Source organism: Methylocucumis oryzae (assembly GCF_000963695.1).
Lineage (GTDB): Bacteria > Pseudomonadota > Gammaproteobacteria > Methylococcales > Methylomonadaceae > Methylovulum > Methylovulum oryzae.
This window is the reverse complement of the sequence record NZ_LAJX01000029.1, coordinates 44,469-67,021: the sequence shown is the minus strand read 5'-3', so window position 1 is coordinate 67,021 and position 22,553 is coordinate 44,469. Positions and strand designations below refer to the sequence as shown.

The 22,553-nt window shown below is 43.1% G+C and carries 23 protein-coding genes, 2 tRNA genes and 3 pseudogenes; 17 read left to right on the top strand and 11 right to left on the bottom strand.

Annotated features, from left to right (window positions below):
* The 12 genes from VZ94_RS26375 to VZ94_RS04140 form a co-directional block, all read left to right on the top strand.
* Positions 1-609 (top strand): hypothetical protein (locus VZ94_RS26375; RefSeq protein WP_045778273.1); only part of this gene is annotated, 609 nt, incomplete at its 5' end.
* Between the two features lie 119 nt (positions 610-728).
* A complete protein-coding gene (locus VZ94_RS04195; RefSeq protein ID WP_157844844.1) occupies positions 729-1,046 on the top strand; it encodes a hypothetical protein in 318 nt (105 codons plus the stop codon).
* A gap of 365 nt (positions 1,047-1,411) precedes the next feature.
* Complete coding sequence (locus VZ94_RS04190) at positions 1,412-2,047, top strand: restriction endonuclease subunit S (RefSeq protein WP_045778271.1); 636 nt, start codon at positions 1,412-1,414, stop codon at positions 2,045-2,047.
* A gap of 118 nt (positions 2,048-2,165) precedes the next feature.
* Entirely contained in the window at positions 2,166-3,068 is a 903-nt protein-coding gene (locus VZ94_RS04185; RefSeq protein WP_239649624.1) for a virulence RhuM family protein, read from the top strand.
* Positions 3,069-3,629: 561 nt separating this feature from the next.
* Positions 3,630-4,937, top strand: a complete 1,308-nt coding sequence (locus VZ94_RS04175) for a tyrosine-type recombinase/integrase (protein WP_045778281.1) — start codon at positions 3,630-3,632, stop codon at positions 4,935-4,937.
* 338 nt (positions 4,938-5,275) lie between these two features.
* Positions 5,276-5,482 (top strand): helix-turn-helix transcriptional regulator, encoded by a 207-nt coding sequence (locus tag VZ94_RS04170; protein WP_045778269.1) that lies wholly within the window; start codon positions 5,276-5,278, stop codon positions 5,480-5,482.
* 2 nt (positions 5,483-5,484) lie between these two features.
* Positions 5,485-5,778 (top strand): helix-turn-helix domain-containing protein, encoded by a 294-nt coding sequence (locus tag VZ94_RS32660; RefSeq protein WP_045778268.1) that lies wholly within the window; start codon positions 5,485-5,487, stop codon positions 5,776-5,778.
* Positions 5,779-5,780: 2 nt separating this feature from the next.
* Positions 5,781-6,227, top strand: a complete 447-nt coding sequence (locus tag VZ94_RS04160; RefSeq protein WP_045778267.1) for a bifunctional DNA primase/polymerase — start codon at positions 5,781-5,783, stop codon at positions 6,225-6,227.
* On the top strand, positions 6,208-6,555 hold the full coding sequence (locus VZ94_RS04155; RefSeq protein WP_131655464.1) for a hypothetical protein: 348 nt from the start codon (positions 6,208-6,210) through the stop codon (positions 6,553-6,555). The genes VZ94_RS04160 and VZ94_RS04155 overlap by 20 nt, the downstream gene beginning before the upstream one ends.
* A gap of 2 nt (positions 6,556-6,557) precedes the next feature.
* Complete coding sequence (locus tag VZ94_RS04150; RefSeq protein WP_239649623.1) at positions 6,558-7,628, top strand: AAA family ATPase; 1,071 nt, start codon at positions 6,558-6,560, stop codon at positions 7,626-7,628.
* Between the two features lie 419 nt (positions 7,629-8,047).
* A complete protein-coding gene (locus tag VZ94_RS04145) occupies positions 8,048-8,314 on the top strand; it encodes a hypothetical protein (protein WP_045778265.1) in 267 nt (88 codons plus the stop codon).
* The gene (locus tag VZ94_RS04140; RefSeq protein WP_045778264.1) at positions 8,311-8,544 is read left to right on the top strand and encodes a hypothetical protein; all 234 of its coding nucleotides are present in this window, start codon (positions 8,311-8,313) and stop codon (positions 8,542-8,544) included. Before VZ94_RS04145 ends, VZ94_RS04140 begins: the two co-directional genes overlap by 4 nt.
* Before the next feature lie 158 nt (positions 8,545-8,702).
* Here the strand turns inward: VZ94_RS04140 and VZ94_RS04135 are convergent.
* The 11 genes and pseudogenes from VZ94_RS04135 to VZ94_RS04090 form a co-directional block, all read right to left on the bottom strand.
* Positions 8,703-8,779, bottom strand: a tRNA-Pro gene (locus VZ94_RS04135).
* A 55-nt stretch (positions 8,780-8,834) separates the two neighbouring features.
* Positions 8,835-9,188, bottom strand: coding sequence for a MerR family transcriptional regulator (locus VZ94_RS04130; protein WP_045778263.1), 354 nt, complete (start codon positions 9,186-9,188; stop codon positions 8,835-8,837).
* Positions 9,163-9,468, bottom strand: a complete 306-nt coding sequence (gene ihfA / locus VZ94_RS04125) for an integration host factor subunit alpha (RefSeq protein WP_045778262.1) — start codon at positions 9,466-9,468, stop codon at positions 9,163-9,165. The genes VZ94_RS04130 and ihfA overlap by 26 nt, the downstream gene beginning before the upstream one ends.
* 3 nt (positions 9,469-9,471) lie before the next feature.
* Positions 9,472-11,848: pseudogene (gene pheT / locus VZ94_RS04120) on the bottom strand (phenylalanine--tRNA ligase subunit beta).
* Between the two features lie 16 nt (positions 11,849-11,864).
* Positions 11,865-12,864 (bottom strand): annotated as a pseudogene (gene pheS / locus VZ94_RS04115) (phenylalanine--tRNA ligase subunit alpha).
* 275 nt (positions 12,865-13,139) lie between these two features.
* A complete protein-coding gene (gene rplT, locus VZ94_RS04110; protein WP_045778261.1) occupies positions 13,140-13,502 on the bottom strand; it encodes a 50S ribosomal protein L20 in 363 nt (120 codons plus the stop codon).
* Positions 13,503-13,593: 91 nt separating this feature from the next.
* Positions 13,594-13,710 carry a 50S ribosomal protein L35 gene (gene rpmI, locus VZ94_RS33055; RefSeq protein WP_439097693.1) on the bottom strand — a complete coding sequence of 39 codons (117 nt, stop codon included), beginning with the start codon at positions 13,708-13,710 and terminating at the stop codon, positions 13,594-13,596.
* A 155-nt stretch (positions 13,711-13,865) separates the two neighbouring features.
* Entirely contained in the window at positions 13,866-14,393 is a 528-nt protein-coding gene (gene infC / locus VZ94_RS04105) for a translation initiation factor IF-3 (protein ID WP_082081369.1), read from the bottom strand.
* A 22-nt stretch (positions 14,394-14,415) separates the two neighbouring features.
* The gene (gene thrS, locus VZ94_RS04100; protein ID WP_045778259.1) at positions 14,416-16,323 is read right to left on the bottom strand and encodes a threonine--tRNA ligase; all 1,908 of its coding nucleotides are present in this window, start codon (positions 16,321-16,323) and stop codon (positions 14,416-14,418) included.
* Positions 16,324-16,384: 61 nt separating this feature from the next.
* A tRNA-Val gene (locus VZ94_RS04095) sits at positions 16,385-16,461 on the bottom strand.
* Positions 16,462-16,553: 92 nt separating this feature from the next.
* A pseudogene (locus VZ94_RS04090) lies at positions 16,554-17,242 on the bottom strand (TSCPD domain-containing protein).
* Between the two features lie 220 nt (positions 17,243-17,462).
* On the opposite strand from VZ94_RS04090, the gene VZ94_RS22205 reads away from it, so the two are divergent.
* From VZ94_RS22205 to VZ94_RS04070, 5 genes are all read left to right on the top strand, one after another.
* Positions 17,463-17,648, top strand: a complete 186-nt coding sequence (locus VZ94_RS22205; protein WP_052700207.1) for a hypothetical protein — start codon at positions 17,463-17,465, stop codon at positions 17,646-17,648.
* A 227-nt stretch (positions 17,649-17,875) separates the two neighbouring features.
* Complete coding sequence (locus tag VZ94_RS04080) at positions 17,876-19,702, top strand: hypothetical protein (protein ID WP_045778258.1); 1,827 nt, start codon at positions 17,876-17,878, stop codon at positions 19,700-19,702.
* Between the two features lie 58 nt (positions 19,703-19,760).
* Positions 19,761-19,928: a hypothetical protein gene (locus VZ94_RS31585; protein WP_338040230.1), complete on the top strand. Its 168-nt coding sequence runs from the start codon at positions 19,761-19,763 to the stop codon at positions 19,926-19,928.
* A 25-nt stretch (positions 19,929-19,953) separates the two neighbouring features.
* A complete protein-coding gene (locus VZ94_RS04075; protein WP_338040229.1) occupies positions 19,954-20,805 on the top strand; it encodes a tRNA (5-methylaminomethyl-2-thiouridylate)-methyltransferase in 852 nt (283 codons plus the stop codon).
* Between the two features lie 53 nt (positions 20,806-20,858).
* Positions 20,859-22,412 (top strand): fused MFS/spermidine synthase, encoded by a 1,554-nt coding sequence (locus tag VZ94_RS04070; RefSeq protein WP_045778257.1) that lies wholly within the window; start codon positions 20,859-20,861, stop codon positions 22,410-22,412.
* Positions 22,413-22,553 lie beyond the last annotated feature (141 nt).

Below are 22,553 nucleotides of genomic sequence, written 5' to 3'. Positions count from 1 at the left end.
TCAAAACTTTCAAAATACGAAAATGAAACCGCCGTTTTTGGCTTTTACAATGCCTGGTGGGTGTTTGGGGAAGTAGCAAAAACCAGTGAAATAGACTATGCCATTTTTATGGCAGAAGCCGAAAACGTAGGCTACAAACGCACTAAACGGGGCGAAAATCCAATGCCTAATGATCTTTATGATCTTGAATACGCTCCTGCAAAACTTGACTGCAAAAATGTAATCACCCAATACGACCAAGACATCAAGCATTTTGAAGACAAGCAAGCCGATGCCGAACAAGAAAAAACGGCATTAGAAGAGAAAAACGGCATTAAGGAAAATGCGGCTACGCAAAAGAAAATCGAAAAACTGGTTACTGACATTAAAAACTATGCTGAAAAAATAGCATCGTTACAAACTGAAAAAGCCGAAGTAAAAAGCATATTGGCAAACTACTACGAAAACGACAGCTTGAAAGAAATTTACACCGAGCGTACTGACACCGTTTTAGTCAGCCATTTCAAAAATGGTCTGCTCTCGCGTTATAAGAGTGATGACATTTTGCTTCGTAAAATTACCCAGCTAACTATTTTGGATGCGATTAGACAGGAGGTTGTGTGGGAGTGAATTATCACAAATCTAAAATGAGTAATCAGAATTCTGATTACTTTTTAAGATTGGATTGCAAATATCACAACATAATTGATAAGAATAATTGGGATATTTTTCAAAGCAGGTGCAACAAATTGATTCCACTAAAAAACATCTTAACGCCTTCTTATTCAATATTTGAGTACGAAGATGATGTAGAGTACAACGGAATACCTACTGGAAAAGAATATTTGAATGATTCTGGAGATATTATTGCTATTCAAATAGTCACCAAAGAGGATCATCCTGGTCGGTTAAAGTATAAGGCTGACAATAGTTGCATCCTAATTTCTAGCCTTAAAGGAGCCAGAATACCTGCCTTGAGTTTTGATTTTGATATATCAACTTATGTTTTTTCAAATGCTTTTTATATTTTCAAAGTAAATTCTGGATGGTCTAAAAAWTCGTTCTAAAAATTCGTTCTGTACTTATTAAGAACTGAAAGGATTAAAGTCATTATTAGATCAAAACATTTTTTCGTGGCATAGGTATTTCAGCATATAGAGAGGAGGATTTATTAAAAATACTAATTCCAAAAATTTCGCTTGATACCCAGAACGCAGTTACAGAAAAAATAGCACCGCTTGAAACTAAAATTTCCAATTTAAAAAACTCAAAGCTAAAACCTAAAGATATTCTCAATCAGGTTTTTAGTGAGGAGTTTAATATCCAGCTTTCTGATGTTACTTCAATAGATAGCGAAGCAAAATTAAACGTTAAATTAAGTTCTATATCCCCTAGAAACAATAATCTTCGAGATAGCTTTCGCTGGAACAAGATGCAGCACATACAAAATTATCTTTACAAGGATATTGATTGTATTCACTTACTAGGAAATTTCATTATCGATACCAAGAATGGCTGGAGTCCGCTTTCTGTTGAAGGTGGCGAAGGGATTCCTATTCTTGGGCAGGAACATTTTTCTTTTGATGGTACGTTGAAAATTTCACCGTCAAAATTTACAGAAGTCACCAAAAAGAATATTGATGATTGTTTTATACAACAAGGCGATTTCTTTGTTAGCAGAGGAAATACCGTTGATTTAGTCGCATTAGCAAGTGTGGTTGAGGAAGAAATATCCGAAGACATCATTTTTCCTGATTTGTATATAAAAATTCAACTCGATGAAACACGCCTAGATAAAAAATATTTAGCATTATTGTTTAATTCTTTTTTTGGCAGACTTTATTTTAAATATGCCTCAAAAGGAAAAAATCAAACAATGGTAAAAATATCATCAAGCGAATTGTATGATTTTTATTTGCCCATTCCTGATATTGAAATTCAAAAAACGATAGTCAAAAAAATTCAAGCCCAGATAGACGCACAAAGCCACATTGACCAAGAAATAGAAAAAAATAGGGCAAAAATCAATCTGATTATTGAAGAAGCCATACGGAATACGGTTGAATAAGGTAAATCATCATGACGCTTGAATTCAATGACATCCTGCTTTACACCGATGCTAACGGCAAGGTCAAGATAGATGTTATCTATGAGGAAGAATCGTTTTGGCTTAGCCAAAAAAAAAGATGGCGGAATTGTTTGATGTGAGCGTCCCCACTATCAACGAGCATTTGCAAAATATTTTCAAAACCAACGAGCTGGAAGAATTTTCAGTTATTAGGAAATTCCGAATAACTGCCTCTGACGGGAAAAAATACAACACCAACTTTTACAATTTGGATGCCATTATCGCCGTGGGCTACCGCGTCAACAGCCACCGCGCTACGCAATTTAGGATTTGGGCAACGGCAACGCTGAAAGAATTTATCATCAAAGGCTTTGTGCTGGATGACGAACGGCTCAAGCAAGGCAAGCGTTTCGGTAAGGATTATTTTGATGAGTTACTGGAACGGATTCGGGAAATACGCGCCAGTGAGCGGCGGTTTTATCAGAAAATCACCGACATTTACAAAGAGTGCAGCATGGATTATGCAAAAGATGATCCGCAAACGCTGACCTTTTATAAAACCGTACAAAATAAGTTGGAATGGGCAATCACGGGTAAAACCGCCGCTGAAATCATCCAAGCCCGCGCTAATGCTGAACAGCCGAATATGGGCTTACAGACATGGAAAAACGCACCCAACGGCAAGGTTTTAAAAAGTGACGTATCGGTTGCCAAAAACTACTTGATTGAGAAGGAAATTAAGGAGCTGGAGCGGATTGTGGTGATGTATCTGGATTATGCCGAATTGCAAGCTTCCAGAAATATTCCTATGAAAATGGCGGATTGGGTAGAAAAGCTAGATGCTTTTTTAGCGTTTAACGGCTATGAGATTTTGCAGGATGCCGGAAAAGTTAGCCATGCGGTTGCGGAACGCTTGGCACACCAAGAATATGATAAGTTCAGGGTGGTGCAAGATGTCAGTTTTGAAAGCGATTTTGATAAAACGGTGAAAATCATCGTGGCAAAAAAAATAATCTTTTAACTAACTGCTTATATCGCATCTTAATATGGCATAGGCAATGAATTTGGTTTTTTTGGATGTTATACACCTCAACAGGAGTGCGATGATTAACTGCAAAACCCCGATACAAAAACCAAAAACCACGCAAATCCTTAGTTTGCCTGACAAATTAAGCGAAATCCTGCTCTTATGTAAGGCTTTTCAGAAAAAAACCAGAAACGCCAAGATAGAAACTGACGATTGGCGCAACCCGTGACAGATTTACTACACTACAAAAATAACAAGACTTAAAAAAGCAGCTAACTTATTAATTTTATTGGTCGGGACGACAGGATTTGAACCTGCTACCACTTGCCCCCCAGAACGGTAAAGTATCGTTTTTTACCATCCAACGAAGTTTTAACTATTCACAATATCCATTTAAAATCAGACTATTATTGCTTGCTATCGTCCAGCAAAGTACAATATGATTCTTTTAAATTCAGCTTAAATGCTATCCCGGATGCTATCCCTAAAAAATCAAGCTAAGTCATTGATTTTTTTAATTCCTATCACTTGTCAAAAAAACAAATAAACTCAAAAATGGCTATCAATAGAATAAAAGCGCTGAAATTTAAGAACCTGAAGCCAACCGAAAAAGAGCAACTTATCCCCGATGGCGGCAATCTGTACATTAGGGTTAGACCTGTCAATCAAGGCGGCTCTATATCGTTCCGGTTCTTTTATCGCTTTGAAGGAAAGCAAAAATGGCTAACTCTAAAAGCCGATAATTTACCGGCGGCGCGGGCAGAGCGCGATAGTTACACGCAAATGCTAAAAGAAGGTATTGACCCGAACTTGGAGGCGAAACTTAAAATAGAGCGGGCGAAACAACAACAGCTTGCCGAACAGGAAGCCATAACCAAACTGGCTGCGCGGGTGACAGTGCGGGATTTGTTTGTTCGCTGGCGCGATACCGATTTACTCAAACGCAAAGACGTTAAGGAAATCATCCGCATGTTTGAAAAGGACGTGTTGCCAGTGTTGGGTGGCCTGTTTGTTGAGGATGTCAGGAAAGGGCATATCACACAGGTGATTGACCTACTGAAACAACGCGATGCTGTTCATAGTGCGCGAAACATCCTAAAGCTAATGCGGCAAATGTTCAGGTTCGCCGTTGACCGTGACATTATTGAGTTTGACCCCACCGCAAGCCTTAGCGTGGTTCGACTAACCACTGCGCCGACAGAGCGTGACAGAACCTTATCTGAAACTGAAATCAGGGCGTTAGCGCGGCAAATGCCCGATGCTAATTTTATGCAATCAACGGAGTGTGCCGTCTGGATTGCACTATCAACAATGTGTCGTATCGGTGAGCTGTCAAAAGCACAATGGTGTGATGTAAATTTTGAAGCGAAGACCTGGACTATTCCCGAATCCAACAGCAAAAATGGCAAAGCGCACACGATTTATTTGTCCGACTTCGCACTTGAGCAATTTAAGCGACTGGCAACCACCCGGCAAACCGATACCTGGATTTTTCCGAATCGCGATAATTCCAGCCATGTTTGTGATAAATCAATCGGCATTCAGATACGCGGGCGGCAAACTGCAACCATTCTCAGCGGGCGTTCTAAAGATTCACAAGCGTTAGTGCTGACAGGCGGCAAATGGACATCGCACGATTTGAGGCGCACAGGAGCCACGTTAATGGGCGATTTAGGTATCAGCCCGGATGTGATTGAAAAATGCTTGAATCACACCGAAGAAAACAAGGTTAAACGGATCTATCAGCGTCAAGAATTGAAAGCGGAACAGGCAGAGGCATGGAAAAAATTAGGCGATAGGCTTAATTTGCTGGTGAATATGGACGGTTCCAACGTGGTCTTGCTGCACAATAAGGCGGGCTGATATGCCAGGCACTAAATGCAGCGTTTTAAAAAAAACTTGACACAAGATGTTGTAAAATGGTTGCGCATATAAAAAAACGGTGCTAGACTTTTCAACAGTAGCTAGCAAAGACCCGAACCCCTTCGACGATAGCAGTTTTAAACTGGTCTACCCTCTCGCAAGGTTAATACAGGCTCAGCACGGAAACAAAGACACCGACAAATAATCACGCGACCTCGCATTAAATCGGGGCTCAAACTGACGTGATGGCGACAACAAAGAGCGATTTTTATTAATCTGCTTTCGTTGCCGCTTGTTCAAAATTCGACGGCACGAAAGCTTTTAACGAGTCCTACGTCATGTCGAAATCAAACAAAATAATCCGCTTACCCGTAACAATCCAAAAGACCGGCCTTAGCCGTTCCACAATCTACAGCCTTCTAAAAGCGGGCAAATTCCCAAAACAAATACAATTATCACCGCGCACAATGGGCTTTCTTGAGTCTGAAGTTGACCAATGGCTTGCTGATAAAGCGTCGGCGCGTCATGAAGAAATGGGGGCTTAATCATGGGCAGATTAGGCACCGCCCGGCGGGAACCGGGCAGCAGATCAGGCGGGAAACAGCAATGCCATTTTACCCCCAGCGACACCAATTCACAACGCCACAAAATACTTGACTGGCTCAACCATGCGCCACTTACAACTCTACAAGCGCGGCAAGAATTGGACATAATGCACCCAGCGGCGCGTGTTCAGGAATTAAGGGAGCAAGGCCATAACATCGTAACCCATTGGTCGACCGATGATACTGGCAAAGGTAAGCACCGAGTGGCGTGCTATGTTCTTTTGTTGGAGGGCTAAAAATGGAACAACAGCTTACAGCATTATGCGCGGCGGGGTTGTCGTTAGTTCCTATACCCGACAATAACGGCAAGCCCTCAAAAAATCCAGCTCGCAAAGGCTGGAATCAGCCAAGAAGCAACGAAAACCCAAACGGCTACAGCAACAACGCGGCGGATTTTATCAGCTGTGAAGGCTTTAATTTTGGGCTTTATCATGGTGCATCAAACACAATTGCACTTGACCTTGATAATGTGGAAGTGGCGCGGCGTGTCTTTGAAGAAGTAACTGACTTACAGCTTTTAGACTGGCTAGAAAGCGAACAGCGGGCTGAAGTCAAAAGCCCAAAGCCGAACCATGGCAAATTGCTTTTTAGACTGCCTCAAGACTTTGAGGGGGCAGGCTTGCGGCAACTCAAACACAACAGCGCTGTTATCTTTGAATTACGTTGTGGCAATTGCAAGATGTGATATTGGCAAGCATCCAGACGGCGGCGCATATCAGTTAATTGGTAATCCTGCCGCGATTCCCGAAGCGCCAGCGGTTTTACTGGATATGCTGCAACACTGGGACGACTGGAAGCCTTGCCTTGATTCTGCATTAGGCATACCTGAACCGCACAAAATTGCACCACACACACCGCAGCAAGGCGAACAGTTACCGAACTGGCGTAACCCTATCCAAGAGTTTAACCAGTCTTGTTGTGTGTCGGATGTACTTATGCGCAATGGTTACAAGCCCACCGGGAAGGATAGGTTTATCAGGCCGGCAGTTCATCTAAAGCACCCGGCGCGGTAATTATGCGAAATTGTGCGGGCGGCGTGGAGCGGGTTTATAGTCATGGCGGCGATGTGCTGAACGATGGATTTGCCCATGATGCCTTTGACTGTATGCGCTTGCTGGAGTGCGACGGCGACTATTCCAAGGCGATTAACTGGAATTCTGAAATCACGAAGCAAAACCAGCGGCTTTATATGCAGGAACATGCCAAAAACACGCCACAAAACGAAAGCGACCCAAGGCAGGCAAAGCCATTGTTCCCACTGATAAAAGCCTCAGAATTGACAGCAACGCCGATTAAAATCAACTGGCTACTTGAAAGCATCATCGAACAGGGAAGCCTTAATTTGTTGTTCGGTGAACCGGGCGCGGGAAAATCGCTGTTTGCTTTGGATTGGGCGTTTTGCATGGCGGCTGGTATGGATTGGAATGATTACCGGACTAAGAAAACCGATGTCGTCATTATTGCCGGTGAAGGTTTCGCAGGCATGGCGCGTAGGCTTAAGGCATTAGAAGTCAAATATCAGCAGACAGTACCCGAATGGCTGTTTATCAGCAAAAGACCGGCGGATTTTATGGACGCTCAAAATATCAATTGGTTAGCTGATACCATCAAAGCCACTTGTCCGAATGCTGGTCTAGTGATTATCGACACCCTACACCGCAACATGAACGGCGATGAAAACAGCAGCCAAGACATAGGCCGGTTTATTAATAACGTGGACTTGTACCTTAAACCGCTTGGGGCGGCGGCTTTGATTGTTCATCATTCTGGGCATGGGCAAAAAGACCGAAGCCGGGGCAGTTCCAGCATACGGGCGGCGATGGATGGCGAATTTTCCGCCACCAAGGATGGCGGCGCGATTGTCCTAACCTGTCATAAGGCTAAAGACTTTGAAGCCTTCAAACCACTGCAATTCAATCTAAAGCCGATTGATTTGGATTGGTGCGACGATGATGGCGAACCACTGACAAGCGTTTATTTGGAGCATGGCGGAGAAGCCAAAACCAATACCAAAAAGCGCAAATTATCGGCGCGTGATGATGCTATTTTAACCAGTCTTAGTGAGGCTATTGTGGCACATGGGTAGAACCGACAGCGGAGATAAAAGCCAAGTTTGGCGGATTCGATTCCTTTGTCGGCAAGCATCAAAAGATTGTTCCTATCGAGCATTGGCGCGAGCTGGCTTATAAGGCGATTGTCGTGGATGCCAACACCGATGGTGCAAAGCGTAAAGCGTTCAAGCGATGCCGTGACAGGTTATTGAATCAGGGCTTTACTGTTGAATATGACGCTTATGTTTGGCGAATTTTCGAATGAGGGCGGACGGACACCGGACAAGACCGGACAAATTAAAAAGTTGTCCGGGGTTATTAGCAGGACGGACACGGACACACTTCTATAGAAGTGTCCGGGTGTCCGGTAACCTGTCCCCACTTAGACTGGTTAAAAACTACTGAAACATGCAGGATTTGAACAGATGAAAGATCCCAAACCCTTGGTGACAATATGAGCAACAAATACCCGGTGGAGATAGATGGCGCAACGGGTGAGGTCGAAACCTTACCCCCACAGAAAGGCCAGCGATACCGCTGCAAGCTGGACACCATGCAGGATGTGAAGCGCGAAATGGCGAAGGTGTACCGTGAAGCCAGAAGCGGCACCATAGATGTTCAGGACGCTACCAAACTGACTTGGTGCTTGCAGGCCGTGGGCAAAGTCATTGAAGGTAGCGACCTTGAAAAAAGAATTGAAGCCCTGGAGGCGAACCAATGAACATAAAAACCCGATTAGCCAAGCTGGAGACCAGTCATCGCATCCCTAAGATGCCCGACAAGATGCCCGATGATGAATTATTGGCATTGATAGCCAACCCAGACCTTATGCCTTCACCTTGGACAGATGAGCAGTGCAAGGCAATCATAGCGGGGCGTTCAATCGACGAAATGACCGATGATGAATTGATATTTTTGATGGTGGGGTATGGAGCAAACAAGGCCGGGTAACACCGGCTTTTTTGTGCCTGGAATATCGGCAATGGGTGCGGGTGTTTTGGAACGCTTAAAAATCAGCAATAACTTTCAAATGCTATCCCGGATGCTATCCCGAAACCGCTATTTTGAGGTTTTTCAAAAAACATGATTTTCTAAGTCATTGATTTAATTGGTCGGGACGACAGGATTTGAACCTGCGACCACTTGCCCCCCAGACAAGTGCGCTACCAAGCTGCGCTACGCCCCGATATAAGAATTGGTTTTGATGTGGATTTAAAATCCGTTGAGGGATTGCATTATAACTATTTTAGCAAATTAAGAATATCTTCTAATTCGCTAATCATGTGTTGTATGAGTTCTTTTGCGCGAGTTGAGTCTTCTCCGCCTTCGTCACGTACAAGATAAGCTCTTGCGCCACCTATCGTGTAACCTTGTTCGTATAATAATGATCGAATTTGACGAATCATTAAAACATCATGACGTTGGTAATAACGACGGTTACCCCGCCTTTTAACTGGGCTAAGCTCAGCGAATTCTTGCTCCCAGTATCGTAACACATGCGGCTTTACACCGCATAAGTCACTGACTTCACCGATAGTGAAGTAACGTTTTTCAGGTATTACCGGTAACTCATTGTTGTTGCTCGGTTCCAGCATAAGCTTCTACTCGCGCTTTTAGTTTTTGGCCCGATCTGAACGTAACCACGCGTCTTGCGGTAATGGGTATTTCCTCGCCCGTTTTTGGATTACGCCCAGGACGGCTGCTTTTGTCTCTTAACTCAAATTTACCAAATCCTGAAATTTTAACTTGTTGGCCTTGTTCTAAAGAGGTTTTTATTTCTTCAAAAATAAATTCAATAATCTCTTTAGCTTCGCGTTTGTTTAGTCCTAATTCCTCGAACAAACTTTCGGCAAAATCAGCTTTTGTTAACGCCATTTATTAATCCCTCAGCTTTGCACTAATTTTGTTGGTCAAATTTTCTAACACTCTATTTACTATAGCATCAATTTCAGAATCCGTCAGAGTTTGGTTGTCATTTTGTAAAAACAAGCCTAACGCTATACTTTTTGAATCTTCTGTGACACCTTTGCCTCTATAAACGTCAAATATTACAACGTCTTGTAATATAGGCTCATTGATTTCATGAACACAAGCAACAATTTGTTCTGCGTTTATGGTTTCTTTAACGATAAGCGCTAAGTCTCTGCGCACCGATGGAAATTTAGATAGCGGTTTAAATTTAGGGATTTTTTTATTCAATAATAGAGTTTGGTCTAATTCAAATAAAAAGACTCGATTATCAAAACCGAGTTGCTTCTCTAAAACAGGGTGCAGCATACCGACGTAGCCTATGGTTTCGCCTGTTGCACTCGTTATTTTAGCGGTTTGCCCTGGATGTAAAGCGGGGTGTGTGTCCGCTAGATAATTTACGTTAACACCTGTTAACGCGAATAAAGCCTGTACATCGGCTTTTATATCGTAAAAATCTGCTGGTTTACTGGATAGCCCCCATTGTTCTGGATAGGTGTTGCCCGTAATAAGTCCCGCTATGGATTTTTGTTGTAATGTTACGTTATTTTCTTTGACAAAACGTAAACCTGTTTCAAACAAGCGCACTCGGTTTTGCTGTCTATTTAAGTTATACAGTGCTGCTTTTAATAATCCGCACCATAAACTGGTGCGCATAATAGACAGTTCCGAAGATATTGGGTTTTGTAGGCGAATCAATTCAGCATCGGGGGCTATGGCTTTTTGTATAGCCTCGTCTACAAAGCTATAGGTAATCGTTTCTTGATAGCCTCGGTCAACTAAGGTGTCGGCAACCCGGTTTAGTTCTAACACTGATTCGGTAGCGGATTGTAATTCGCTACGCATCAGTGAGCCTGATTTTGGTAATTGGTTATAGCCGTAAATTCGGGCAATTTCTTCAATTAAATCAGCTTCTATAGCAATATCAAAACGTGCGCCAGGCGCCGTAACGTCCCAGTTGCCTGCGTTCGCTGTTACTTTCATGCCTAGACGTTGCAAAATGTCTTCAACTAACGCATCGTCAATGGTAACGCCTAGCAATTTGGCTAAACGCGCTTTCCGTAAACTTATCGTAGGACGTACAGGCAAATGAGCTGCGCTGGTTTGCTCGATTATCGAACCTACGCTACCGCCAGCAATGTCTACGATTAGCTGGGTGGCGCGTTCGATAGCGCGAGTTTGTAAGCTTGGATCGACGCCGCGCTCAAAGCGGTGCGATGAATCTGTGTGTAAACCATAGCGCCGTGCTTTCCCGGCAATTTCTTGTGGGGTAAAAAAATGCGCATTCTAAAAATACAGTGCACGTTTCATCACTCACTGCGCTGTCATTACCGCCCATAATGCCCGCTAATGCTAATGGTTTCTGTTGATCGGCGATGACTAAGGTGTCACTATCTAAAGTAATAGTTTGGCCATTTAATAAGGCAAGCTGTTCGCCTGGCTGGGCTTTGCGTACAGAAATGCCTTGATGTAATTTATCAGCATCAAAAGCGTGTAAAGGCTGGCCTAATTCAATTAACACATAGTTGGTTACATCAATTAATGGGCCTAAGCTTCTTAAGCCAGAGCGACGCAGACGTTCTTGCATCCACATTGGCGTTTCAGCTTTAGCGTTAACATTTTTGATTAAGCGCCCTAAATAACGAGGGCAAGCAGCAGGCGTTTCAACGTCTACAGCGATAACCTCTGTGTGTGTTGCTGTATGTGCTGTGAACTGTGTAGGCGTCCAAGCCATGCGGTTTAATACGGCTAGCTCGCGTGCAATACCTTCCATGCTTAAACAATCAGCGCGATTAGGTGTTAAATCAAGCTCGATAAGCGTGTCGTTAAGCGCTAAGTATTCTCTGATGTCAATACCTACAGGCGCCGTTTCGGGTAGTTCTAGCAAGCCTTGGGCGTCTTGGGCTAAACCGAGCTCTTTTGCCGAGCATAACATGCCCATAGACTCTACGCCACGTAACTTGGAGCGTTTAATTTTAAAGTCACCAGGTAGCTCTGCACCAATAAGTGCAGCTGGAATTTTCAAGCCTGGCCTGACGTTAGTTGCACCGCAAACGATTTGCAAAGGCTGTTCAGCGCCAACTTCAACTTGGCATACTTTGAGTCGGTCAGCATCAGGATGTTGTTCTATTGTAAGTACTTGGCCGACGACAACGTGATTAAATACGGCAGCAGCAGGTGTTGTTGCATCGATTTCTAAACCTGCCATGGTCAGTTGCGCAACTAATTCTTGCGTGCTAATGGGCGGATTTACATATTCGCGTAACCAAGCTTCGCTGATTTGCATAATTTTGGTTCTCTGCTTAGTTAAATTGCTGTAAAAATTTTAAGTCGTTTTCAAAAAACAGTCTTAGGTCATTAATGCCGTAGCGTAACATCGTTAATCGCTCAACACCCATGCCGAAAGCATAGCCGCTATAAAGCTCGCTATCAATGCCTACTGATTTGAAGACTTCAGGGTGGATTAATCCGCAGCCCATGACTTCTAGCCAACCACTAAATCCACATACGCGACAACCTTCACCATTGCACATGACACATTCTATATCTACTTCTGCTGAAGGTTCGGTAAAGGGAAAGTAAGAGGGTCTGAAGCGGACTTGTATGTCTTTTTCAAAAAAATGCGCGTAGAAAATCGTAGACAATACCTTTTAAATCAGCAAAGCTGACATCGTTATCGACTAAAAAGCCTTCGACCTGATGAAACATTGGGGTATGGGTTAAATCAGAATCACAGCGATATACGCGGCCAGGTGCTATCACTTTTAGCGGAGGCGTTGATGACTCCATGACGCGAATTTGTACAGGTGAGGTATGGGTTCTTAATACGGTATGCGCGTCGAAGTAAAACGTATCATGCATAGCCCGCGCGGGATGGTGAGCCGGGATATTTAATGCTTCAAAATTGTGATAATCATCTTCGATTTCCGGGCCTTCAACGACTTTAAAACCTGCGCTGGCAAAGATTTTATTAATGCGTCTAAGCGTCGTCGTAACAGGGTGCAGGCCTGCAGTGGCTTGACCGCGTCCTGGTAAGGTCACATCGATACGTTCACTGGCTAAACGCGCAGACAATGCGGCTTGCTCTAATGCTGCTTTTTTTGTTTCTAATTCAAGCTGAAATTTATCTTTAGCATCATTAATGATTTGACCGTACGCTTTCCTTTGCTCTGGCGGAAGCGTACCTAATTCCTTCATTTGCAGAGTAAATATGCCTTTTTTGCCTAAATAGTGCACTCGCACTTGTTCAAGCTGGTTTAACTCTTCAATGTGCGCAAGTTCTTGTAAGCCTTGCGCGAGAATTTCTTCTAAAGTTGCGGACACGGCAGAACTCGCTGTAATGGGGGAATTAATAATGTGTTAACTTTAGGCTACACAGTTAAGACCGGACAGGGCATTCAGAGCACAGGACGCCGTAAATACGTCCCTGTAGGCTTGACGGCAGCATCCCTGCTGCCGGACACCTGCGCTCTAAACGCCCTGTCCCATCTTAAGTTAGTAACCAACGTTTAAAAGCAATGGGCTCTAATACTAAAGATAAACTCCCTGGCTTATAACAAGCCAGGGAGTGGTAAAGCCTATAATGGACTTTGGTTTGCTTTTGCAATAGCGGCAATTTCACCAAATGCAGCTATGTCTCTAACAGCTATGTCGGCCAGAACTTTACGGTCTATTTTGACGTTTGCGTTAGATAAGCCATTTATTAGGCGGCTGTAAGATGTATCGTACATGCGTGCCGCAGCATTAATACGAGCAATCCATAAGGCGCGGAATTGGCGTTTTTTCTGTTTACGGTCACGGTAAGCATATTGTCCGGCTTTAATAACCGCTTGTTTAGCAACGCGATAAATGCGACTGCGCGCACCGTAGTAACCTTTTGCTTGCTTAAGAATTTTTTTGTGTCTCGCTCTTGCTGTAACACCGCGTTTTACTCTTGGCATGACGGCTCCTTAACTATATGGCATCATGCGTAAAGCCATACGCAAATCTGATGGATGAACAGCTGCTGGCCTACGCAACTGTCTTTTTCTTTTAGTCGACTTTTTTAGTCAAGATATGACGACGGAACGACTGTCCGCATTTAAAACCGCCATTGCCGGTGCGTCGGAAACGCTTAGCGGCACCACGGTTAGTCTTTATTTTAGGCATTTGTTTTGCTCCAAAGATAATTAAAGGTCCTTGAGGAAAAACTCAACAAGGCAAAATGCACGGCCCGGAAGAGTTTTGCATCATTATGATGCTACAGCTTTTCAGCTGTTAATTGATGTATTCAGTCAAAATACATCGTGTTCGTTGTGCTTAACTTATTGTTTTTTCTTCTTAGGTGCCATCACCATAATCATTTGTCGGCCTTCCATTTTCGGGAATTGCTCGACAACAGCGATTTCCTCTAAGTCTTTTTCAATACGCTTGAGCTGATCCATACCAATTTCTCTATGCGCAAGTTCACGACCGCGATACCTTACGGTAATTTTCGTTTTGTCGCCGTCATTAAGAAATTTGATTAAGCTCTTAAGCTTGACTTGATAATCACCTTCATCCGTACCCGGTCTGAATTTGATTTCTTTGACTTGAATCTGCTTTTGCTTTTTCTTTGCAATAGCCAGTTTTTTATTTTGTTCAAACTGGTATTTGCCATAGTTCATGACTTTGCAAACAGGAGGGTCAGCATTAGGAGATATTTCTACTAAATCCAAATCTGCCTCATAAGCAATTTTCTTGGCTTCATCCAGCGGCATAATCCCTAGTGCGTCACCTTCAGGTCCAATGACTCTTATTCTGCGCGCGGTAATGGCGTCATTTAAGCGCGTTTCATCTTTTTTAGCAGCGATACCTTAATCCTCCACCTTGTAATTATTTTTTGCTTTCAATCTCAGTGCGTAAGCGCAAGATAAAGTCATCGATTGAAAGGCTACCTAAGTCGTCACCTTTTTGCGTACGTGCGGTAATGGTTTTTTGTTCTAGTTCTTTATCACCAATAATTACCAAATAAGGCACGCGCTGCATTGAGTGCTCGCGGATTTTAAATCCGATTTTTTCATTTCTCAAGTCAATTTTTGCACGAATACCTTGTTTTTCAAGGTGTAGCAAAACTTCTCGTGCATACTCTGTTTGTTTGTCGGTAATGGTTAAGACAACGACTTGCACAGGCGCCAGCCATAAAGGAAATGTTCCGGCAAATTCCTCTATTAAAATGCCGATGAAGCGCTCAAGAGAGCCTAAAATGGCTCTGTGCAACATAACCGGAATTTGTCTTGAGCCATCTTCTGCAATATAGGTGGCTTCTAAGCGATTAGGCATAGAAAAATCCACTTGTATTGTGCCGCATTGCCAGACTCGACCAATACAGTCTTTCAAAGAGAATTCGATTTTAGGGCCATAAAATGCGCCTTCACCCGGTTGTAATTCCCAGTCCAACCCTTTGTTATTCAGGGCTAACTCTAATGCCGCTTCAGCTTTATCCCAGACCGCATCATCGCCGACACGGTTAACTGGTCGGGTTGATAATTTGACAATGACGTCTTCAAAGCCGAAATCTTTATAAACAGCATAGAGCATGTCAATAAAGTTGGCGACTTCTTGTTGAATTTGATCTTCTGTACAAAAGATATGTGCGTCATCTTGCACAAAATTTCTAACACGCATTAAGCCATGTAACGTGCCAGACGGTTCATTTCTATGGCAAGAGCCGAATTCTGCTAAGCGTATAGGTAAATCGCGGTAGCTTTTAATCCCTTGGTTGTAAATCTGCACATGGCAAGGGCAGTTCATTGGCTTAATAGCATAATCTTTATGTTCGGAATGGGTGGTGAAAATCATTGAGCCAAATTTGTCCCAATGTCCCGATTTCTCCCATAAACTACGATCAACCACTTGCGGTGTTTTTACTTCGGCATAGCCATTTTGACGTAATTTTTGCCGAATATATTGTTCGATTTGCTGATAAATAATCCAGCCTTTTTCATGCCAAAACACCATGCCAGGTGCTTCTTCTTGGGTATGAAATAAATCCAGTGTTTTAGCTAGCTTACGATGATCGCGCTTTTCTGCCTCTTCTAATCTATGCAAATAGGCTTGTAACTCCTTTTTATCAGCCCAAGCAGTACCGTAAATACGCTGTAACATTTCGTTATCTGAATTGCCGCGCCAGTATGCGCCAGCAATTTTCATGATTTTAAAGGCTGTTAATTTGCCAGTACTAGGCACATGTGGGCCGCGGCATAAGTCAATAAAGTTGCCTTGTTGGTATAGCGATATTTCTTGGTCTTCAGGAATAGAGGCGATAATTTCGGCTTTGTAAAGTTCGCCTTGGGCTTTGAAAAAGCTGACCGCATCGTTTCTGGACATTACTGAGCGTATGACAGGCAAGTCTTGCTCAGCCAGTTGTTGCATAGTGTTTTCAATCGCGATTAAATCATCCGGGCTAAAGGATTTATGATAAGAAAAATCATAATAAAAGCCATTTTCGACCACTGGGCCAATAGTGACTTGCGCTTCTGGGAATAATTGCTTTACTGCTTGTGCTAATAAATGTGCACAAGAGTGGCGAATAACGTCTATGCCTTCGTTGCTTTTTGCTGTAATGATTTCTATCGTTGCGTCATGCTCGATTATTGTGCTGGCATCTAGCAATTGACCATTGACTTTTCCGGCTAGCGTAGCTTTAGCCAAGCCCGTACCAATGGATTTAGCGATATCCATAATAGAAACTGCTTGGTCAAAAACGCGCTGAGAGCCATCCGGCAAGGTAATTACTGGCATGTTTGGCAGATGTTTTTAGGTTGCACAATAAAAAAAGCACTGCGATGCAGTGCTTTGAATCTGGTAGGCGCGATTGGACTCGAACCAACGACCCCCACCATGTCAAGGTGGTGCTCTAACCAACTGAGCTACGCGCCTGAAGTCTTAGTAACTTCGAGCTGTGTATTATACCAATTGAAATTTGTTTCGCAAGATTTATCGACGCTATTCGCGGCAAATCTAACAAGAGGCTAACCGCATTTGCTTTCGCCACAGTTTAAGCAGGTCATGCAACCATCCATTAATACCATAGCCTTTGTGCTACATTTAGCGCATAACACGGCTTGTTCAGGGAATTCACTATCGTTAGACGCATGACCGTGTAACGATTCAAATTCACGGCGTTTTTTGTGCTAGAAAAAGTTTGTGTTGATCGCTTAAATCTTCGGTTTTAATCATGCCTATGCTTTTAAGATGAGATTCTATGGCATAACCAATCTCGGCAACCAGCGAGGGCATGAACACACCGCCTTTCTTAAAATAGCCACCACGAGGGTCGAATACGGCTTTTAACTCTTCAACTAAAAAGCAAGCATCACCGCCTTTTCGAAATACGGCAGAGATGACGCGAGTGAGTGCTAACACCCATTGAAAATGCTCCATGTTTTTAGAATTAATGAAGATTTCATACGGGCGCCGTTCTTCATGTTCAGTGCCTTCGTTTAAAATCATATCGTTAATCGTAATATAAAGCGCATGTTCCGAATGAGGTGTTTTGATTTTATAAGTCGAGCCCAATAAAACCTCAGGGCGTTCGACTTTTTTCATGCATACTTTCTACGTCATTTTGCTTTGCGGTATTTGCATCTACCGGAACAAGAGGGGTATTGTTGTTTAAGACTTTGTAGCCGGTAATTTTTCGGTCGATTTTATAAGCCATGGCTTTCACTTAGATTTGTCGTTTAGTTGAGTTGTAATACCGCTAGCGCAATGCGTAAAAGTGCACTATAAACACAATATATTGTTATATGACTCATATATTATCACAACATATTGAGTATGGAAGGCAAATTCATGCACTACGATTAATTTATGTGCTTTACTTAATACGTTTTGCTGGTAGTTTAATGGTGCATCAAGTTAAATAAAAGGATAAGGTTATGATTAACAAAAAAATTTTTTTAATAGCATTAATGTTGTTGCCAGTTAGTCAAGTATGGGCTTATGGCAGCAGCAGTGGTAGTAACGCTACTGATTGTTTAAAACCCACGTTTAGCGAATTTAAACCGGCTCCTAACGCAAAAGTAGAACCAGGTGCGGCGTTTTTCATTTTTTGCTTCACCTAATACTTATGCTGAGTCTATACAAGTAACTGTAAAAGGCCGACCTGTAGAAGTCACCCAGACAGTTCAGAATAAAGGTTTGTTGATATCAGGGCAGTTACCAGCTGAGCTGAGTAAAGAATTTGCTCGCATTGTAATCAATGCCGAAAGTGTTAACCGGTGTAAGGCTGATGCCGGTTGGTTAGTAGAAATTCAGTGACCCAGTCGAGTAGGTCAAAATAGGCGAGTACATGCAAGCTCGGCGAATCGGCGCACCTAATTCGGTTGCAACATTGGCATTTATTGCTAGTTATTGCTCTTTGCTTATTTGGGGACTTAATCAACCCGTCAGACATTCTGATGTTATCGCCCCTTCGGCAATAGAATTGGCATTATATATGGGGTGGCTTCCGTCGGGTGTTGTTGCGCTAGTCGTGTATTGGATTTTAGCTTGGCTAAACTATGTATTACCGCGCATGGCTTATTGTATTGTCAGCGGCCTTGTAATACTGTCCTTGTTAACCTTCCCGGTCGGTAATCAAGTTTACCAATCAACGTATAGTGAGAAAGCACTGTATCAACAGGCATTAGTACAAGCCGCGTTAATCCCGCCAGAGACGTTATCGAATTATTTTGAATCAGGGTCACGAGAGATTCGAAAGCGTGCGTTTTTAGAGCAGTATGCACAACGAACCGTATCCAGTTCGTTTTCGGCAGAAGATTTATTAGTCATTGAAACGCTTTTACGAGAGGCATTGACAGTATCGTCTGAAAACTCAGGTGTTGTGCAGCCACTGTTTCGTGACTGGTTATTAGCGACATTATCTCAGTGGTCGATTATGCAGTTAATACAGGATTGGCCAAGCACTTGGTTGCTACCTGTATTATTTTCTGAGCCTGGCCTTAAGCAGTTACAATCTTTGTCGCTCAGTTCAGACGATTTAAATGCAATAGCGCAAGCGATAGAAAGCAGTCCTCCAAGCTTAATCACTATTAAAGCGGCGGTTTGGTATGCGTTAAGGAATTGGCAGCCTGGTAATTTGGCTGATTTATTAATACGTTGCTCGCGTTTATCAAGCTACCAACATATTCAGTGTGGTCGAGCTGTTCTGGATTTGATAGCAAGCAATACAACGCAGCTAATGCCTAAGCAAGCCTTCAATCAACGTGATAAGACGGTGTTGGCTGAACACATTCATCACTATGCAAAGAACACGCTTGAGTTTCCGGTAGCTGAATTACAGTTTTGGCGGAACTGGTTAATTCAGGATGCATTACTCACTCAATCTGTCACGCAGATTTTTACTGACTGGCCAGGCCACGTGACGTTGGAGTTACTGGCAACAGAAGCAACCTTAAACATTTTACAAACCCGTTTCGATTGGCATGAGCAAGCGAACACTTTGCGCCAACATTTATCGGCTTGGGTGGCAACAATGACAGCGAGTATGCAAGCATCGCCTACAGAGCTATATAGCCATGTGCTGCCGTGGCTAGAGCAAGTCTTAAAAATTCCTAGTGCCGATGCGTTGTTGTTAGCCGTGCAGCAATGTCAGCAAGTGTCTGTACCTGAACGGCGTTTGGAATGCTTACGTTATCTTTTCAATACCTTGCTTCAACGAAATGATTATGCTGTTTTGCGCATCGCTGACGACCCAACTTACTATAATGCGTTAAACACATTACAGGCAGCGGCTAATCAAATGTCGGCGTTAACATCGCATCAAGGCCTGCTATTTGATGCGGTACGCGCTGTTTATCAAGTGCGACAGCAATCAGTGCGTCAAGGTAGTGTTTCAGCATTATTAGCCTCAGCTAAGCAAGTCGATGAACAGTATTCTGCACAGTCACAGGATTATCGTATGCAAGCTTTATTCTGGATAGTTGATAAACGCGCCCAAATAAGCTTATCGGCACAGGATAAGCGGGCTGCCACCGATATGTTGGTTACCATTTTGCCACTATTACGCCAGCGTTCTGAGCAAGCACGGCATAGCACCGAAGCGGCTATTGCATTAGGTACGTCAGCAACCAATGCTTATCAGCAAGCCTTAGCACTCAAAGCAAAATTTTACTAACCCCATCTGCAGTTAAGCTTAGGTATAATAGCGATTTTTAAGAGCTATTACTTTAAACATGAACAAACAACGTAAAGCCGTCGCATTAATTTCAGGCGGTTTAGATTCGATGTTAGCCGCTAAAACCGTTATGGCACAAGGCATACACGTCGAAGGTATCAATTTTTTTTACCGGTTTTTGCGTAGAAGGCCATACTCATGCGATTCGAGCCAAAGACCAAGCTAAACCAAAACGCAATAATGCTTTATGGGTGGCTGAGCAGCTAGGTATTCGCTTACATATCATTGATGTGATAGAAGAATATAAAAATGTATTAATCAATCCTAAACACGGCTATGGTGCGCATTTAAATCCTTGTTTAGATTGTAAAATTTTTATGGTGAATAAAGCCAAGCAATGGCTGGCGGAAAACGATTTCGATTTTATTATCACGGGTGAAGTGATTGGGCAACGGCCTATGTCGCAACGCAAAGACACCATGCCTATTATTGCTAAACAATCCGGTGCTGATGATTTATTGTTGCGGCCTTTATGCGCTAAAAACTTAGCGCCGACATTGCCAGAACGAGAAGGTTGGGTCGATAGGGAAAAGCTGCATGACATTACTGGACGTTCACGTAAACAGCAAATGGAAATGGCCGAGCAATTTGGCTTACATGATTATTCGCAACCGGCAGGTGGCTGTTGTTTTTTAGTTGATAAAAACTATAGTGCTAAGTTAGTCGATTTATGGCAAGCTCAAGGCAAAAAAGATTATGAGTTTGATGATGTGATGTTGTTAAAAGTAGGCAGACACATAAGACCCGCACCTCATTTTAAGCTTATTGTCGCGCGCGAAGAAGGCGAGAATCGGTTTCTGCAAGGGTATACCAATACATTTGTGAATTTAGCTTCAGTCAGCCATAACGGGCCTTTAGTATTGCTAGATGGCGAGGCCGACGCACAAGATATTCATTTAGCAGCGCGTATTACCGCCCGTTTCGGACAAGGTCGCTTAGCCGAGCAAGTCGATGTTGAAGTGGTGGGTACCGATGGCATGGCGAGGGTCATTACTGTAAAACCTTTACCGCAAGAAGAAATGCCTAAATCTTGGTATATCTAACATTTTAAAACAACATTTAAGCGCTGACTGGCTTAATGACGAGGAATAAGGTTATGAATGAAACAGCGACCAAGATTGGCCGAATGGGTTTATTAGCAACGGTGTTTACGACGGGCGCTGCGGTTATGGTCATTGAATTGTTGGGAACGCGAATGATTGCGCCATTTTATGGTGCCAGTCTTTATGTCTGGTCCTCGTTGATTTCCGTCACCATGATTGCATTAGCCGTCGGGTATTTTATCGGTGGACGTTTAGCAGACAACAGCGAGCGTATTGGTTTGTCGGTTATTATCGCGTTGGCTGGCGTGTTTACGTTAATCATCCCTTGGTTGACGCGACCGGTTTTATTAGCGACCGATCCGTTAGGTTTAAGAATGGGAGCGTTTACCAGTGCTTTAGTGCTGTTTTTCCCCGCACTAACCCTATTAGGTATGGTTGGGCCGTTTGCGATTAAGCGTATTACTGACAAATTGGACGGCGTAGGTAATAGCGCGGGCACGATTTATGCTGTAAGTACCATTGGCAGTGTTATTGGTACATTAACATTAGGGTTTTTTCTGTTTCCTGCAGTAGGTTCTAGGCAGATTTTAGTCGATACGGGCTTAATCTTACTCGCATGGGCTATTTTAGTCGGAATTTATGAGCAAAAAGTTGTGAAGCGCTCATTAGCGTTAGCACCAAGTTTAGTTTTAGCGCTAATCGGTTTATTAATAACGCCTAAAATTATCAGCGCGGGTCATGCTTATGGACACAACGACAAGTTCCGTATTCAATCCGAACAAGAAAGCCTATACGGCTGGGTGCGTGTTATTGATGAGCCAGGCCGTGATTTACGCATGTTAACCTCGGACGCGTCTATGATTGGTGCTGCAGGTATTAACGATGGCATGACGCGTATGAGTTATCAAGATATTGTGAGCTTAATGCCAGCATTGGCGGAAAAGAAAATGACCAAAGCGTTAGTGATAGGCTTAGGTGCCGGACACATGGCGAAAGTATTGCGCAACCGCTATGGTATTGAAACCGACACCTTGGAAATCGACCCGGCTGTTGCCGATGCCGCAAGCCGTTATTTTGGCTTTTACCCAACTGGGCGTGCCATCGTCGGTGATGCGCGTTATGAAATCAGACATTTAACCGGGCCGTATGATTTGATTATTCATGATTGCTTTACCGGTGGTTCGGAGCCTTCGCATTTATTAACGGTAGAAACACTGACTCAGCTACGCGGGTTAATGTCGGAACAAGGGATGTTAGCGTTAAATTTTGTCGGTTTTGCCCACGGTGAGCCGAGTAAAGCATTAGCCGCAGTAGCAAAAACCGTTCATCAAGTTTTCCCTGAGTTAACCGTGTTTATCTCTGAGCCTGATAAAGACTTTAATGACTTTATTTTCTTAGCCGGTCATAAATCGGTGAATTTAACAGCAGCGACCTTATTGCCAGGACAAACAGATTGGCTAAAGCAACGCGTGTTTAATGTGGATGATACCAACGGCATTATATTTACCGATAATTTAAATCCGTTAGAACATTTGCAAACGGCTAAAGCTGAGCATTATCGCCACATGATAGTGGAATGGTTTGGGCCGGAATTGCTGGTACGATAATTCCATAGTCACAATAACTCGCTGCTTTACAGATTAAAATTTTTAAGAGGCGTTATTTGTTTTCGCTATCGTCTTTTAATACGCGCAGATTCAAGTTATAAGTACAACACTAAAGTTTGGTTGTTCGAACCTATCAGTGCA